Origin of the sequence: Amycolatopsis sp. EV170708-02-1 (assembly GCF_022479115.1) — a bacterium.
In the GTDB taxonomy this organism is placed as follows: domain Bacteria; phylum Actinomycetota; class Actinomycetes; order Mycobacteriales; family Pseudonocardiaceae; genus Amycolatopsis.
Map to the genome: position 1 here is coordinate 9,205,708 of NZ_CP092497.1, position 15,158 is coordinate 9,220,865.

Sequence of the window (15,158 nt, forward strand, 5' to 3'; positions counted from 1 at the left end):
TCGGCCCCCGGCGGTCAGGAGACGCGGCGCAGGACCCAGGTGCGGACCAGCGCGGCGGTCACCCCGGCGAGCACGAGCACCGCGAGCAGCATCGGCAGCTGGACGTCGCCGCCGGGCATGCCGTCGGTCGCGAGCGCTTCGGCGTTGCCCGCGTTGCGGACGTCGGGACCCTGCCCGGCCTGGCCGTCGGTGCCGTACTGCGGGGCACCCTCGCCGGGGAGCGGGCTGTTGGCCGGGTAGCGCACGCCCGGCGCCACCGCGACACCCGGCTGCGCGACCGGCAGGTTGCCGTAGTCGCGCGGCGGGGCGTAGCCGGTGCCGTTGCTGCCGCCGGGCAGCAGGCTCGGCGAGCACGGGAGACCGTTGGTGCCGCCGCCGTTGCCGCCCTGCTGCGGGGCGGTGGTGCCCGGCGTCGGCAGGGTGGGCGCGACGTAGTTCGTGGCGACCGTGGTCAGGCCACAGCTGCCGGCGACCTTGTGCTCGATGGAGTTCAGCGTCTTCTCGGGGTTGAGGCCGAGTCCCCAGGACTTGGTGTCCTTGACCGCCTGGCGCACGGCCGCGCCGATCGCCTTGCCCTCGATCGAGCCGCCCGCGGCGTTCGGGACCGTGCCGAGGTCGATCCTGTTGACCTTCGCGATGTCGTTCGCGGCGACGTCGTACAGGGCCAGCGTGCCCGCTTCCCGCGCGCCCGCCCGCACCAGCTCCTTGACCGAGGTGCCGGTGATCGCGACGGTGTCGCCCATCCCGCCGTTCACGGTGCCGCTGCACGCGTTCGCCAGTGTGGTGGCCGCCGAGGCCGTCCCCGCCGACAGGAGCGCGCCACCGGTGACCATGGTCGCGAGTGCGGTGACGGTGAGCGCCTTGCGGGTGGTCTGCCAGATGGTGGTCTTCCGCACGGGCGCGATCCTCCGGGTCGGTGGGGGCGTGAAGCAGTGCATGAGGAATCACTGCAACGGGGATAACGAGGGAGTGACCAGAAAGATACTAGGCGGTAGGACTAACTTGTAGCGGCCATTCGGCGGAGGACCCAGGTGCGGACGAGGCCCGCACTGACTCCGGAGAGTGCCAAAACGGCGATCAGCAGCGGCAATTTCCCGTCCTGAGTGAATCCGTCGCTCACGCTCGGTAGCGCTTCGGCCTGTCCCGCGTTCTGGACGTCCGGGTTCCCCGCCTGGTTTTCGGCCGCGATGCCGAACTGCGGCGTGTAACCCGGGATCTGACCGCCGTACCGGAGGCCGGGCGACGGGCTGAAGAGACCGGCCGTCGCCATCGGGATGGAGCTGTAGTCGCGCATCGGCGCGTAGCCCGTGCTGATCCCCCACGGCAGGCCGCCGAAGTTCGGGGTGAAGGTGCCGGGCAGGAGCGGGCTGTTCGCCGCCGGGATACCGCCAGCCGGTGCGCCGCCCTGCGCGGGAGCGCCCGGCCCGCCGGTCTGCGGTCCGCCGCTGCCGGGCGTTCCGGGAGCGGGTTTCCCGGGCTGGGGCTGGGTTCCGGGGGCGGGCTGGCCGCCGCCGGTCAAGGCCTGGGTGGTGCCCGCGACCGCGCCGTTCAACGCTTCCGCGGCGGGTGCGCCGACGACCGGGACCGGCGCGACGACGGTGTTCACCACGGTCACCGTCACCTTGCAGACCGTGCCGAGCAGCGCGTTGATCGTGCCCGTGAGCACGCCGGACACCGGTCCGGCTTGGCCGAGGTTGAGCGGGATGCCGAGCAACGGGGTCTTGCCGAGGATCGTGTCGCCGGTCTTCGCGGTCACCGAGCCGCCACAGGTGGCGGTCTTGGTCTCCGCGGCGGCGGCCGTGCCGGGCATGGCGAGGGCGGCCGAACCCGCGAGAATGAAGGCCGACGCACCCAGGGCGGTCGCCCTCCGTGTCCGTTCGCGCATGCCTTCGACTCCTCCGTCGTCGGGGTCACCTACCCGGATAACGACGCTAATGGAGACAAGTAACGCCCGCTCACTCGAAGAGGTCAGGCATTCGAGTGGAAGCGGGCGTCACTTACGGTGAAGATCAGGCGGGCTTACCCCGCAGCCAAGCGCGGACCAGAGCCGCGGCGACGACGGCCAGCGCCAGCACCGCGAGCAGCAGCGGCAGCTTGGCCGGGGCGACCGGCGCCTCGACGGCCTGCGCGTTCCCGGTGTCCTTCTCGTCGACGGTGGGCGGCGGCACCTCGCCGGGGATGATCTCGGTGATCACCGGCGCCTGGACGAAGCTGCCGGGGAGCAGCGCCGCGTTGCTGATCAGGCCGGCGATCGAGTCGCCGCCGATGCCGGTGGAAGAACCCGGGGCGGTTTCGACCGGGAGCTCGCTGCCCGGGCCGCCGGGCTGGCCAGGACCCGGCTTCGGGGGCTCGGGCTTGGGCGGTTCGGGCTTCGGCGGTTTGGGGATCTCCGGGACTCCCGGAACCTCCTCGACGACGCCCTGGGTCAGGTTCCCGACCGCGTTCACCGCGCCCTGTGCCGGCGTGCAGACGCCGTTCGCGACGAGGTCGCCTGCCGCGTTGTCGGTGAGGCCGGTCGTCTTGACCAGATCGCCGACCGGCAGCGAGAGCAGGGGCTTCCGGCCTTCGGCGGTCTTGGCCTGCGAATCGAGACCGACCGTCAGCACCTCGTTCGAACCGACCGGCGCACCCAGGTCGGCGGTGAGGCCGTTGCCGGACTTCCCGTTCTGCAGGGTCGATCCGCATTCGCCGGAAAGGGTCGGGCTCGGTTCCTCGGCGGCCGTCGCGGTCATCGGGAACGCTAGTCCGGCCGTGACCGAAAGCGCGAATCCCCAAGCCGTGATCCGCCCGGCAGTCTTCCCCATCGAGTTCGTCCTCCGCCCCTCAAAGACCCAACGCGGTTTAACGGAACGCGCTCACGCTACCCCACGAGCGTGACCATCCGGTCCGCGACGGCGAAAAACCCGCGAGGGTAAGTTGCCAGCATGAAAATCGGTGCCCATGTCCGCGACGACGATCCCCTTTCCGCGGTCGCCGAACGCGAGGCCGAGGTCCTCCAGTTCTTCCTTTCCGACCCGCAGGGCTGGAAGGCTCCCAAACCCCACCCGCACGGTGAGGCGATCAAGGAATCGCCGGTCGAGGTGTTCATCCACTCGCCGTACCTGATCAATGTGGCGTCGCTGAACAACCGCATCCGCATCCCGTCGCGGAAGAACGTCACACAGCACGCGAACGGCGCCGCCGAAATCGGCGCGAAAGGGCTCGTCGTGCACGGCGGCCACGTCGGTTCCGGGGAAGACGTCGAAGAAGGTCTCGTCAACTGGCGCAAGCTTTTCGAGCGGGAACAGGAAAAGGGCGGCTTCGCCGTGCCGATCCTGATCGAGAACACCGCCGGCGGCGACAACGCGATGACCCGCGACCTCGACACGATCGCCCGGCTCTGGGACAAGGTCGGCGAATTCGGCGCGGGTTTCTGTTTCGACACCTGCCACGCGTACGCGGCGGGCTGGGACCTGACCGAGGCGGTCAAGAAGGTCAAGGCCATCACCGGCCGGATCGACCTGGTGCACCTCAACAACTCACGTGACGAGTTCGGTTCCACCCGGGACCGGCACGCCAACGTGGTCGGCGGCGACGGCACGATCGACCCCGAGGTGCTGGCCGCGGTCGCGGCCGAAGCGGGCGCGCCCGTGGTCGTCGAGACCCCGGCCGAAGGGCAGGCCGCGGACATCGCCTACGTCCGGGAGCGCGTCGCGTCCGCCTAGTGCTACCCCGGCGGGAGATCGTTCCCTCTCCAGCGGGAGGGCCGGGCACGCCGATCGAGGAAGGCTCGGTTCCAGCCGGGACACACCCGGTTTCTGGAGGGAAGCCATGAAGATCAAGGCCAAGGTCGCCGCCGTCGCGGTGCTCGCCGTCGCCGCGGGAACGCTGGGGGCGACACAGGCGACGGCGGCGCAGGCCCCGTCGTCCGGCTCGGTCGTCCTCGGGTCGGCGGGCGGTCCGCTGACGTTTCCGGGCTACGAAGGCGATCCGGTCCGGTTCGACTTCGCCGCCTTCGGCGATCCCGGGAAGTCGTCCGGCCGGTTCCACGTGAATCATCTGACCAAGGACGGAAAGCCCTTCGCCGATTTCGAGGGCAAGGTCGACTGCGTCTCGCGGGAAGGCGACATCGCGGTCCTGACCGGCGTGATCGAACGCGCCGACATCCCCGGGCTCCCGGTGAACCTGGTCGGGCGCCGGGTCGGCTTCTCGGTGCGGGACGTGCCGGGCGGTCACGACCGGATCGGCTGGAGCTGGGCCGTCGGGGGCTTCGATCAGGACACGCTGCGCTGCACGGCCCCGATCCCGTTCTTCGAAACGAGCACGGGCGGCTACCTCGTGCGGTGAATCGGCTTGACCCTCTCGCCACGGGAGGGTCGAGTCTTGGCCGCATGAAGAATCGGACCGTGTACCGGGCGGAGGACGGCGAGCACGTCGGCTACGTCGTCCCCGCGCCGGAAACCCGTTGGCAGGCACTGACCGTTTTCGGCTACCCGCTCGGCGGGCCCGCCGCCTTCGACGACTCCGTCGCGCTGCTGGAGGCCGAGGGGCTGGCCATCCTCGCCGAGCGCTGGTCGGTCCGGCACGGCGAGGACTGGTTCACCTGCAGGCTGGTCGAAACCTCGCCGGAAGCCGTCGTCGTGCGGATCGAGGACTTCGGGGCCGAGGACTTCGGCAAGCACATCAGGCTCGAACGTCCTGGACCTGAGGTGCTGAAGCGTGCTTGACCGCGTGTAGGTCGGGGGCGCCGTCGAGGAATCCGCCGATCGGATCGTCGTCCCCGGCGAGGCGGACCGGGTCTTTGCGTGGCTGGAAGATGTCGCGGATCACCAGCGCGCAAAGGCCCAGCACCGCCAGGTCGCGGACCACGACGGCGCCGAGGAACCAGTCCTGGGGAAGGCCTTTGTTGTCGACGCCGAGGTAGTACATCATCCGCGGCGCCCAGACCAGCGCGTCGAGGATCATCCAGCCGAGCAGCAGCCGCCAGCGCGGGATCGCGAGCACCGCCAGCGGAACGAGCCACAGCGAGTACTGGGGGCTCCACACCTTGTTGGTCAGCAGGAACGCGGCCACCACGAGGAAGGCGAGCTGGCCGAGCCGCGGACGGCGCGGCGCCTTCAGCGCGACGTAGCCGATGCCGGCGCAGGCGGCGAGGAACAGCACCGCGACGACGGCGTTGAGCACGACCGGTGTCTCGCCCGTGGCGAGCTTCCCGTCGAAACCGGCCCAGCCGGACAGATGGGAGATCACGTTGTAGAGCGAGTCCGGATCCATGGGGCGTGCCGTGTTGAGCCGGAAGAACTCCCACCAGCCGGTCGGTGCGACGAGCGCGAACGGGACGTTGACCACCACGAACGTCGTCACGGCCAGCCCGGCGGTGAGCGCCCACTTCTTGACCTTGCCCGCGCGCAGGCAGAGGAAGAACAACGGAATGAGCAGGAGCAGCGGATACAGCTTCGCCGCCGCGCCGAGGCCGAGCAGGAGCCCCGCGACGTCGGGCCATCGCCGGGACCAGGCGAGCAGCGCGAGGGCGGTGAACGCGGTCGCGATGGCGTCGAAGTTGGTGAAGACGTGCACCAGCACCAGCGGCGAGATCGCGACCAGCGCGGCGTCCCACGGACGGCGTTTCAGCGATCGGCCGGTGGCCCACACCGTGACGAGCCAGGCCAGCGCGAGCCACAGTGCCGAGATGTTGAAGTACACGGCCACCGGGAGCGCGCTGGGCAGCCAGCCCGCTTCCGCGACCGAGAGCCAGGCTTCGGTGAGCTTCGCGTTGATCCACTGGAACAGGCCGGTCGCCACCGGGTACTCCATGTACCGGGTGGTCTCCTTCGCCGTTCCCTCGTTTTCGGTCCACGAGGTCACGTACGGGAAGGTGTCCGGATCGTTCAGCCGCTCGGAGCTGTAGAGCGGGACGATGTCCGAGTAGCACATCGCGACGAACGGGCGGCCAGCCCGCCAGTCGAGCTGGTGGGCGCCGGAGTCGTCGGTGTACTGCTGGATGCACGACGCCTTGCCGAACCACGAGAGCACCAGCGCGAGGCAGGCCAGCAGCAGCCCGACCCGCTGCGGTGACCAGAACCAGTGCCGCCCGACGGCCGCGTGCTCGCCGAGCGGGCCGCCGATCGGCCGGGTGGCCGCGGCCACGAGCGGCTCGTTCCAGCTCGGGATGACCCGCTCGCCGGGGGTGAGGGAGAGCGGAGCCTCGGGCTGGGTCGTCTGGTCGGACACGTGGCGGATGTTAGCGCCTGACCGGGTGACCGCCCGGTGATGTCGCCGCTCGGCTCCGTGGACGACACGCGTGACCAGCCGGACGACACGCGTGATTAAACGGACGACACACGTGATCGGCCGGACGGCGCGAGTGTCCGCCGTCAGGTGATGTCGCCGCTTTCGTAGAACCCGGTCGGCGATCTACTGGTGTCCGCAGGCCCACTTCCAGGTGGCGTCCCCGTATGCCTTCGCCGCGGTATCGGGGTCTTTGCCGCGAGCCGGCATCGCTGTCCGGTCGGCCATTTCAGGTGTCAGAACGGTGCGGGCGAGTCCGCTGATCGCGAGCGCGGACCCCGCGCTGCAGAAATTTTTCGCCGCCTCGAACATCTCGTCATAGGTGCGTGGGGAGTTCGGTACGAACCCCGCGCTCTTCATCGCGGTCGTCCATTCGGCCTTGGGGTCGGGAGGGGACACGGCAGTGCTGCATCCGGGCAGCAGAACCCCGCAGGTCACGGTGATGATCGCGATGATCGTCCTGGCGCGCAACTGACTCCCCTTGCTGCCGAATGTCGATGCAAGGTCGTCACGGGAGCCTCGTCCGTTACAAGCGAGTTCCTAGGTGATGTCGCCGCTTTCGTAGAACCCGGCCAGCACCTCCGCCGCCGCGCCGAACGCGACGACGTCGTCGCCCATCTCGTCGAGATCCACCTGGATCCGTTGCCAGTGCGGCAAAGGCAGGAGCTCCCGCAGCCGCGCGGCGACGGTGTCGCGGTACACCTCGGGTTCCGCGCGCACCGAACGTCCGGTCAGCACGACCCGTTCGAGGTCGAGGACCTGGACGAGGTCGGCGAGCCCGATCGCCAGCAGCCCGGCCGCCTCCTCCGTGGTCGCCGCCGCGTTGTGCAGCACCTCGACGCAGCCGCGGCGGCCGCACGCGCAGCGCGGTCCGTCGAAGGCGAGCGTGGTGTGCCCGAATTCGCCCGCGTTGGTGCGCGGCCCGCGGTACAGCCTGCCGTCGATCAGCAGGCCGACGCCGATCCCGGTGCCGACGAGCACGACGGCGGTCGCGGCCTGGTCGCCCTCCGGCCAGTGCTGGGCGAAGGCGGCGGCGTTGGTGTTCTTGTCGAGCCGCACGGGCAGCCCGGTGCGTTTCGCCAGCAGGTCGCGCAGGGGCACGTCGTGCCAGCCCGGCATGTTCGTGGCGTCCCGGACCACTCCTTCGTGGTGATCGAGCGGGCCGACGCTGCCGACGCCGAGCCCGAGGACATGCTCGACGCCGCCGAGCAGCGCTTCGGCCGCTTCGCCGAGCGCGGAAACGGCCTGGCCGGGGGTGAATCCCGGCGTCAGCGGGCCGCCACGCGACGCGATGATCTTCCCGGTCAGGTCGGTCATGACCACCCGGAAGGAGTCCCGGTCGAGCTGGGCGCCGAGCGCGTGGCGGGCGTCCGCGCGGACGCGCAGCAGGGTGCGCGGCTTGCCGACACCCGACGCGGGCTGGCGTTCTTCGTCCAGCAGGCCGGCTTCGAGCAGTTCGGGGACGATCTTCGAGACGGCCTGCTGGGTGAGCCGGGTGCGTTCGGCGAGTTCGACGCGGCTGAGGCCGCCCGCGCGCAGGATATGCGTGAGCAGCAGTGTCCGATTGTGCTGGCGCAGGCCGCGCAGATTGACCCCGGTCTCCGGCATAGCGCGCATCCTGCCATGACTGGCCGATTACGCAACACTGTTGTTTAATGGGGTCATGGCTGACTTGCGAGTGGGGATCTTCGGATACGGCACCGGCGGGCGCGTCTTCCACGCGCCGCTGGTCGACGCGACACCGGGGCTGACCCCGGCCGCCGTCGTCACCTCGAACCCGGACCGGGTCGCGCAGGCACGCGCCGACTATCCGGCCGCCGACGTGCTGCCGGACGCGGACGCGTTGTTCGCGAAGGCGGGCGAGCTGGACCTGGTGGTCGTCAGCACGCCGAACCGCACGCACGTCCCGCTCGCACTCCGGGCGATCGAGGCGGGCCTGCCCGTCGTCGTCGACAAGCCCTTCGCGCCGACGGCGGCCGAAGCGTCGAAGGTCGTCGAAGCCGCGAAGGCCAAGGGCGTCGGGCTGACGGTGTTCCAGAACCGCCGGTTCGACTCGGACTTCCTCACCGTCCGGAAGGTCCTCGACGAGGGCCGCCTCGGCGACGTCTTCCGCTTCGAGTCGCGCTACGACCGCTGGGTGCCGAAGCCGCGGGACAACTGGCGCGAGTTCGGTGACCCCGCCGAGGCCGGCGGGCTCCTCTACGACCTCGGCGCGCATATCGTCGACCAGGCGCTGCAGCTGTTCGGCCCGGTCTCCGAGGTCTACGCGGAGGTCGACAGGCGCCGCGCCGGGGTGTCGGTCGACGACGACGCCTTCGTCGCACTCCAGCACACCAACGGCGTGCGTTCGCACCTGTGGGCGTCCGCGCTCGCGGGCACCCGGAACCCGCGATTCCGCGTGCTCGGCGACAAGGCGACCTTCACGAAGTACGGCCTCGACGTCCAGGAGCCGCAGATCAAGGAGGGGCTGCGGCCCGGCGACCCCGGCTGGGGTGTCGAACCGTCGTCGGACGCCGGCGTGCTCGGCGTGAACGACGACGTCGAGACCGTGCCCACCGAGGTCGGCCGGTACGAGGACTTCTACGCGCAGGTGCGCGACGCGCTGCTCGGCAAGGGCGGCTTCCCGGTCGATCCCGCCTCCGCCGTCGAGACGCTCCGGGTCATCGAAGCCGCCCACCTCGCGGGTGCCGAACGGCGCGTCGTCACCCTCCAGCCCAGGGGCTGAAGGGGACTTTCACCGCATCAGATGCAGCGAAAGGGCCCTTCACCGCATGTCACGCGGTGAAGGGCCCTTTCAGCTACTCGGTATCGCCTCTGCCGCCCCGGCCGGGACCCCCGTTGCCGCCCTCTTCGTTGTTCTCACTGGACGTAGGCGGGTTCTTCGAGCTGGAAGGCGGGTCCTCTTCGTTCCGCGAAGACGAAGGCCCGGTCGACGGGCCGGTCGACGGCGTGCCGGTCTCGGTCGAGCCCTCGTCCTCGTCCGGCGGGGTCTGCGTCGACGGGACGGTGTTGCTGTCGTCTCCGCCGATGATCTTGACCTTGTCGAAGCGCTCCCCCGGTTTCCCGTTCAGGTACAGGGAAAGGAACTTCTGCCAGATCGGCCCGGCGATCGTCGACCCGAAGATCGACTTGCCGTTCTTGCCCTTCAGCGCCTTGTCGCCGTCGCCGCCGACCCACACCGCGGCCGAGATCGACGGCGTGTAGCCGACCATCCAGGTCTGCGAGTTGGCGTCCTTCGCCGACGCGGGCTCGCCCGGCCGGTAGGTGTGCTGCTGGGTCCCGGTCTTGCCGGCGCACTCGTGGTTGTTGGGGCACTTGAGCTTCGAGAACGGGATGACACCCTTGAGCGATTCGGTGACGTTGCCGGCGATCTGCTTGCTCTTGTCGGCGTCGTCGGCGAACGCGGGCTTCGCCTCTTCCGGGGCCGAGTACGCGGCCTCGTCCTGCGAGTTGGTCACCTTGACGACGAAGTGCTTGTCCCGCCGCTGGCCCTCGCCCGCGAAGGTGGCGTACGCGGCGGCCATGTCCTCCGGGGTGACGGCCGTCTTGCCACCGCCGAGCGCGATGTTGTTGTCGGCGAACAGTTCGGAGACACCCTCGGGCGCGGGTTTGATCCCGGCGTCCTTGGCGGCCTGTGCCACCGGCCCGGGTTTGGTCACGTTCACGACCATGTCGTAGAACACCGTGTTCGCGGAGCGCTGCATCGCTTCGGACACCGTGCACTGCGCCGAACACGAGCTGCCGGGACCGGCGTTCCGGATCGTCTGCTTCCCGAACTGCCGGTTGTTGGAGCCGTCGAACGTCGAATTGATGCCGCCCTTGCCGAGCTGCATGTACGCGGTGAGGTCGAACGGCTTCATCGACGATCCGGGGTTCTGCGGTGTGTTCGCCCAGTCACGGCCCTTTTGGTCCTTGCCGTTGGGCCCCTTCACGATGGACGGGCCACCGTAGTACGCCTTCACGCCGCCGGTCTTGGGGTCGATCGCGACGAGCGCGTTGAGCAGGTTCTCGTCGGTCTGGCCCTTCATCCCCTCGGCCACCGCCTGCTCGGCCGCGGCCTGCGCCTTCGGGTCGATGGTCGTGTAGACCTTGTAGCCGCCCCGGTAGTAGACGTCGTCGGTGATGCCGTTCGCGGCGAGCTCCTCCTTGACCTTGTCGCGGATGAACGGGTTGACCACCCCGGCCTGCTGCTTGTCCTCCTGCGGGATCGGCGTCGGGAACTGCAGGTTCGCGCGGTCGGCGGCGGAGAGGAAACCGTTCTGCACCATCCGGTTCAGCGCGACGGTCCAGCGTTCGTTGGCGACCTTCGGGTTCTCCGAGCGGCCCGGCTGCTGGATGAGGCCCGCGAGGAGCGCCGCCTCGGACGCGTTCAGCTCGCCGGCGGGCTTGCCGAAGAACGCCTGCGCGGCCGACTCGATCCCGTACGCGCCGCGCCCGAAGTAGATGATGTTCAGGTACGCCGTGATGATGTCCTTCTTCTCGTACGTCTGGTTCATCTTGAAGGACTTGGCGAGTTCGGTCCATTTACGGGCGAGCGACGACTCGTCGTCCCCGCTGGCGACCTTGATGTACTGCTGGGAGATGGTCGAACCACCGCCCTTGCCCGCGGTCACCTGGTTGTAGACCGCGCGCAGGATGCCGCCGATGTCGAAGCCGGAGTTCGTCTCGAAGGAGGCGTCCTCGGTGGCGATCACGGCCTTCTTGACGATGTCCGGGATCTGCTCCGGCGTCAGGATCTGCCGGTTGCCGCCCTTGGGGACGTCCTTGCCCATCTCGGTGTTGTCGGCGTAGTAGTACGTCACCGCCTGGCCCTGCGTGGCCGCGACGGACTGCGGCGACGGCACGTCGACGGCGAAGTAGGTGATCACGAACGCGATCGCCGGGATGACGACGAACAGGCAGAACAGCGCGAGCAGCACCCGCCGGATGCGTCTCCACCGGCGCTTCTTGCGCTGGGCCGGGGTGAGGATCGGCTTCCCGTTCTCGTCGGTCTCCGGGCCGTACTGCTCGTCGTCGTACGGCTCTTCGTACCCGCGATCGGTGGTGCCGTTGTGCTCGTGATGGGTGATGAGGTCCGGCTCGTGCTGCGGCGCGACCGGCGGCCGCTGCGGACGGCGCGGGGGCGGCTGCTGCTGGGACGGACCCTGGCGCTGCCACGGTGCCTGACCGGGCCCCTGCGGCCCGGGACCCTGGCGCTGCCCGTACCCCGGGGGCGGACCGGCGGGGCGACGGGGCGGTCCGGCCGGGCGTTGCGGACGACGGGCGGGGTCAGGGTCCTGACCTGGCCATCCGCCGTGGGGATCGTCGTTCACTGGGACGTCCTCCGAACCTTCCGTGGGTGAGCGCGGTCCTGCGGTCGCAGGTCTCCTTCTACTTAAGACGTATCGGATCGGTTCAGGTTCACCGGTGCCACGAAAAAAGGTGTGCCGGGCACCCGCCCGGCACACCTTTCATCACGTGCTCAGCCCGATCGTCACGGATCTTCGCCGTTCGGGAACAACGGATCCGAAGTCCCCGGCCCCGGCCTCGTCCAGCTCGGCTTCGTGGGCTTGGTGGGTTTCGTCGGTTCCGTCTCCGTCGGCTCGGTGGGAGTCGTCGGTGTCGGGGTGGTCGACGGCGTCTCGGGGGTGGTGGTGGTCGGTGGCGGCTTCTGCGCCGTCGTCGTCGGCACCGAGCGCGCGTCCTTGCCGATCGGCTTGACCTGGTCGAACTTCTCCGACGGCTTGCCGGTCATGTACCGGGACATGAAGTCTTCCCAGATCGGACCGGCGATGGTGCGGCCGTAGACCGGTTTGTTGTTCTTGTCGTGCAGCGGCTTGTTGCCGTCGCCGCCGACCCAGACCGCGGTCGAGATGCTGGGCGTGTAGCCCACCATCCAGGTCTGCGCGTTGCGATCGCGATAGCTCGCCGGGTCGCTGTCCTTGAAGTCGTACTGCTGCGTCCCGGTCTTGCCCGCGCATTCGTGCCCCTTCGGGCACTTGAGCTTCGAGTACGGGATGACCTCTTCGAGCGCGTCAGTGACGTTGCCGGCGATCTGCTTGCTCTTGGCGGCGTCGTCGCTGAAGGCGGGAGCGCCCTTGGGAGCCGTCTCGTCGAACTCGACCTCGTCCTGGGAGTTGGTCAGCTTCGCGACGAAGTGCTGCTTCTGCCGGACACCTTCACCGGCGAAGGTGGCGAAGCCGGCCGCCATGTCTTCCGCGGTGGTGACCGTGCCACCACCGCCGAGCGCGATGTTGATGTCGGGGCTCAGCTTCGCCTTGCCGCCGTCGGCCTCCACCATCACGCCGGCTTCCTTCGCGGCCTTCGCCACCGGGTCGATCTTCGTCTCGTTGCGGACCATGTCGTAGAACACGGTGTTCGCGGAGACCTTCATCGCCTCGGCGACCGTGCACTGCGGCCCGCAGTTGGAGCTCTCGCCCGCGTTCCGGATCGTGCGGCCGTCGAACTTCCGGTTGTTGGAGCCGTCGAAGGTCTCGCCGAGACCCTTGCCCATCTTGAGGAAGGCGGTCAGGTCGAAGGCCTTGAACGCCGAACCGGGGTTGTGCGGCACGTTCGCCCAGTCGATGGCCTGGACGTCCTGCCCCTGTTCGTTCTTCTTCCAGTCCGGGCCGCCCCAGTACGCGACCACGCCGCCGGTCTTGGGATCGACCGCGACCAGCGCGTTCAGGATGTTCTCGTCCGTCTGGCCCTTCATCCCCTCGGCGACGGACTCCTCGGCCATCTTCTGCGCCTTGGGGTCGATCGTCGTGGTGATCTTGTAGCCGCCCTGGTGCAGCCGGTCCTGGTCGTAGCCGCGGGCTTCGAGTTCGTCGATCACCCGGTTGCGGATGTGCAGGCTCAGCGTCCCGGCGTCGTCGGCCTTTGCCTGCGCCTTCGGGATCGGCTTCGGGAACTGGGCGGTGGCGCGCGCACCCGGTTCGAGCCACTTGTTCGCCACCATCTGGTCCATCACGAAGTTCCAGCGCCGCTGCGCGTACGGCTCGTTCTCCGACCGGCTCGGGCCCTGGATCAGGCCGGCGAGCAGGGCCGCCTCGGACGCGTTGAGTTCCTTGGCGGGCTTCTTGAAGTAGGCCTGCGCGGCCGCTTCGATGCCGTTCGCCCCGCGACCGAAGTAGATGGTGTTGAGGTAGGCGGTGATGATCTCCTCTTTGGACATCTGGTTGTTCATCTTGAAGGATTTCGCCAGCTCGGTCCATTTACGGGTGAGCGTCGGCGCCTCGTTGGCCGTGGCCTTCTTGATGTACTGCTGGGAGATCGTCGAACCGCCGCCCTGGCCGCCGGTGACGTTGTTGTAGACCGCGCGCAGGATGCCGCCGACGTCGAAACCGGAGTTGGTCTCGAACGACGAGTCCTCGGCCGCGTACACGGCCTTCTTGACCACTTCCGGGACCTCGCCGGGCTGCAGCAGGTACCGGCTTCCGCCGCTGGCGGGTGCGATCTTGCCCATCGGGCTGCCGTCGGCGTACATCAGCGTGATCGGCTGGCTCTGCAGGCTCGCGACGCTTTCCTGCGACGGGACGTCCACCAGGAAGTAGGTGATGACGAACGCGATCGCGGGCACCACGACGAACAGGCCGAACATCGCGTAGAGGACTCGGCGGATGATCCGCCAGCGGCGCTTCTTGCGCTGCTTCGGCGTCAGGACCTTCTTCTTGCCGTCTTCGCCCTCGGCGGGCTCGTCTTCGTAGGTGTCTTCGCCCTCGGCGCCGAGCGCGGTGCTTTCGTGACGATCGTCATAGCGATCGTCGTACGGGTCGTAGCCGTACGGGTCTTCGGTGCCGTTGTGCGCGTGATGCGTGATGAGCTCCGGCTCTCGCTCGTACGGCTCCGGCTCGACCGGCCGGACCATCGCGGTCGCCTGGTCGGCGGGGGCCGGAGGACGGCGGTTGCCGGGCGGGGGCGGCGGCGGACGGTGTCCGGTGGCGCCCTGCCGGGCACGCTGGTCACCGGGCGGACGCCCACCGGGCGGCGGGGGTCCCTGCCTGCGCGGGGGCATGCCGTTGGCACGGCGCGGGGCCGCGGGACGGCGCGGTTCGTTGTCGGAGGGCCACTCCGGGCCGCCGGCGTCGCCGCCCGGCCACTGCGGATCGGAAGAACGCTGGGGCGAGGCCGAGCGGGGGGTGCCGTTCGGGGGTGTCCGGCGCTGGGGGCGGCGCGGCGGTTCTTCGCTCGGCCAGCCGGGTTCGTCTTCGCCCGGCCATTGGGCACGGCGAGGTGCATCAGGCTCCTGGCCAGGCCAGGAGCGATTGCGGTCGTCGTTCACGAATGGGCCTCCCAGACCGGCGCTTCGGGGGACGCCGCTCTGTGGTCAACTGCGTTTTCGATACCTGTCACTGACCCGCTGTCCTCTGCGACCGGGTCCGTGGCCGGGTGGTCCCCGGTTCTCCTGTTCCGAGGACGTAGGAGCGCACCAGGTGGTTCCAGTGACAGCTCCCGCAGACCTCGACCTCGTAGACGGTGAACTCCGCGAAGAGCCCGTCCATCCGCACCAGTTCTTCCGGCGTCTTGGCCGATCCGGCGGCGTGCTTGAGCTCGTCGCCGTACACCCAGGACACCAGGGTCAGTTCCTCCCGATGGCAGACCGGGCAGTCCCGCTCGCCTGGTCGGCCGTGGAATTTCGCGGCGCGCAGGAGGTACGGACCCGCGTCGCAGACGTCGTATGTGCCGACCCGTCCGGAGTGGACGCCCTTGAGCAGCGCGCGCCGCTGTAAGGCGTAGTCCACGACCTGCCGCTGGTTTCGCACGCCAACAGAGTACGGGCTCTTGCTGTGTGGTCCACGCCCCGTTGTCGGGGAGACGGTCCGCGCATGGTCGGACACGCCGACGATTCGATAACTCTCCGGTGAATTTCGTCCCGATCCGCCGGGGCTCGATCGGGTTAGCTACGCCAC

The 15,158-nt window shown here is 69.3% G+C and carries 13 protein-coding genes; 4 read left to right on the plus strand and 9 right to left on the minus strand.

Going from position 1 to position 15,158, the window contains the following annotated elements; genetic code table 11:
- Window positions 1–14: 14 nt before the first annotated feature.
- The 3 genes from MJQ72_RS42280 to MJQ72_RS42290 all read right to left on the minus strand — a co-directional run bounded on the left by MJQ72_RS42280 (window position 15) and on the right by MJQ72_RS42290 (window position 2,804).
- Window positions 15–896 carry a hypothetical protein gene (locus tag MJQ72_RS42280; RefSeq protein ID WP_240596436.1) on the minus strand — a complete coding sequence of 294 codons (882 nt, stop codon included), beginning with the start codon at window positions 894–896 and terminating at the stop codon, window positions 15–17.
- Window positions 897–997: 101 nt separating this feature from the next.
- Window positions 998–1,885, minus strand: coding sequence for a hypothetical protein (locus tag MJQ72_RS42285; RefSeq protein ID WP_240596437.1), 888 nt, complete (start codon window positions 1,883–1,885; stop codon window positions 998–1,000).
- 124 nt (window positions 1,886–2,009) lie between these two features.
- Window positions 2,010–2,804, minus strand: coding sequence for a hypothetical protein (locus MJQ72_RS42290; RefSeq protein WP_240596438.1), 795 nt, complete (start codon window positions 2,802–2,804; stop codon window positions 2,010–2,012).
- A gap of 120 nt (window positions 2,805–2,924) precedes the next feature.
- Here MJQ72_RS42290 and MJQ72_RS42295 point away from each other — a divergent pair, with 120 nt between their 5' ends.
- From MJQ72_RS42295 to MJQ72_RS42305, 3 genes are all read left to right on the plus strand, one after another.
- Window positions 2,925–3,704 carry a deoxyribonuclease IV gene (locus tag MJQ72_RS42295; protein WP_240596439.1) on the plus strand — a complete coding sequence of 260 codons (780 nt, stop codon included), beginning with the start codon at window positions 2,925–2,927 and terminating at the stop codon, window positions 3,702–3,704.
- A 106-nt stretch (window positions 3,705–3,810) separates the two neighbouring features.
- Window positions 3,811–4,326, plus strand: a complete 516-nt coding sequence (locus MJQ72_RS42300) for a hypothetical protein (RefSeq protein WP_240596440.1) — start codon at window positions 3,811–3,813, stop codon at window positions 4,324–4,326.
- 44 nt (window positions 4,327–4,370) lie between these two features.
- Window positions 4,371–4,706, plus strand: a complete 336-nt coding sequence (locus MJQ72_RS42305; protein ID WP_037334159.1) for a hypothetical protein — start codon at window positions 4,371–4,373, stop codon at window positions 4,704–4,706.
- Here MJQ72_RS42305 and MJQ72_RS42310 read toward each other — a convergent pair.
- The 3 genes from MJQ72_RS42310 to MJQ72_RS42320 form a co-directional block, all read right to left on the minus strand.
- Window positions 4,663–6,210, minus strand: coding sequence for a glycosyltransferase family 87 protein (locus MJQ72_RS42310; RefSeq protein WP_240596441.1), 1,548 nt, complete (start codon window positions 6,208–6,210; stop codon window positions 4,663–4,665). The two genes, MJQ72_RS42305 and MJQ72_RS42310, sit on opposite strands and share 44 nt — an antisense overlap.
- A gap of 183 nt (window positions 6,211–6,393) precedes the next feature.
- A complete protein-coding gene (locus MJQ72_RS42315) occupies window positions 6,394–6,738 on the minus strand; it encodes a hypothetical protein (protein WP_240596442.1) in 345 nt (114 codons plus the stop codon).
- Window positions 6,739–6,807: 69 nt separating this feature from the next.
- On the minus strand, window positions 6,808–7,875 hold the full coding sequence (locus tag MJQ72_RS42320; RefSeq protein WP_240596443.1) for an ROK family transcriptional regulator: 1,068 nt from the start codon (window positions 7,873–7,875) through the stop codon (window positions 6,808–6,810).
- 55 nt (window positions 7,876–7,930) lie between these two features.
- On the opposite strand from MJQ72_RS42320, the gene MJQ72_RS42325 reads away from it, so the two are divergent.
- A complete protein-coding gene (locus MJQ72_RS42325; RefSeq protein WP_240596444.1) occupies window positions 7,931–8,992 on the plus strand; it encodes a Gfo/Idh/MocA family oxidoreductase in 1,062 nt (353 codons plus the stop codon).
- A gap of 73 nt (window positions 8,993–9,065) precedes the next feature.
- On the opposite strand, the gene MJQ72_RS42330 is transcribed toward MJQ72_RS42325, so the two are convergent.
- The 3 genes from MJQ72_RS42330 to MJQ72_RS42340 all read right to left on the minus strand — a co-directional run bounded on the left by MJQ72_RS42330 (window position 9,066) and on the right by MJQ72_RS42340 (window position 15,011).
- The gene (locus tag MJQ72_RS42330; protein WP_240596445.1) at window positions 9,066–11,579 is read right to left on the minus strand and encodes a transglycosylase domain-containing protein; all 2,514 of its coding nucleotides are present in this window, start codon (window positions 11,577–11,579) and stop codon (window positions 9,066–9,068) included.
- Between the two features lie 161 nt (window positions 11,580–11,740).
- Window positions 11,741–14,116 carry a transglycosylase domain-containing protein gene (locus MJQ72_RS42335; RefSeq protein WP_240601563.1) on the minus strand — a complete coding sequence of 792 codons (2,376 nt, stop codon included), beginning with the start codon at window positions 14,114–14,116 and terminating at the stop codon, window positions 11,741–11,743.
- A gap of 481 nt (window positions 14,117–14,597) precedes the next feature.
- Complete coding sequence (locus MJQ72_RS42340; protein WP_240596446.1) at window positions 14,598–15,011, minus strand: DUF5318 domain-containing protein; 414 nt, start codon at window positions 15,009–15,011, stop codon at window positions 14,598–14,600.
- Window positions 15,012–15,158: the final 147 nt, after the last annotated feature.

Coding starts and splice junctions, on each gene's coding strand:
- MJQ72_RS42285 (WP_240596437.1), bottom strand. CDS start 1,885: ATGCGCGAACGGACACGGAGGGCGACCGCCCTGGGTGCGTCGGCCTTC.
- MJQ72_RS42290 (WP_240596438.1), bottom strand. CDS start 2,804: ATGGGGAAGACTGCCGGGCGGATCACGGCTTGGGGATTCGCGCTTTCG.
- MJQ72_RS42295 (WP_240596439.1), top strand. CDS start 2,925: ATGAAAATCGGTGCCCATGTCCGCGACGACGATCCCCTTTCCGCGGTC.
- MJQ72_RS42300 (WP_240596440.1), top strand. CDS start 3,811: ATGAAGATCAAGGCCAAGGTCGCCGCCGTCGCGGTGCTCGCCGTCGCC.
- MJQ72_RS42305 (WP_037334159.1), top strand. CDS start 4,371: ATGAAGAATCGGACCGTGTACCGGGCGGAGGACGGCGAGCACGTCGGC.
- MJQ72_RS42320 (WP_240596443.1), bottom strand. CDS start 7,875: ATGCCGGAGACCGGGGTCAATCTGCGCGGCCTGCGCCAGCACAATCGG.
- MJQ72_RS42325 (WP_240596444.1), top strand. CDS start 7,931: ATGGCTGACTTGCGAGTGGGGATCTTCGGATACGGCACCGGCGGGCGC.
- MJQ72_RS42335 (WP_240601563.1), bottom strand. CDS start 14,116: ATGGTCCGGCCGGTCGAGCCGGAGCCGTACGAGCGAGAGCCGGAGCTC.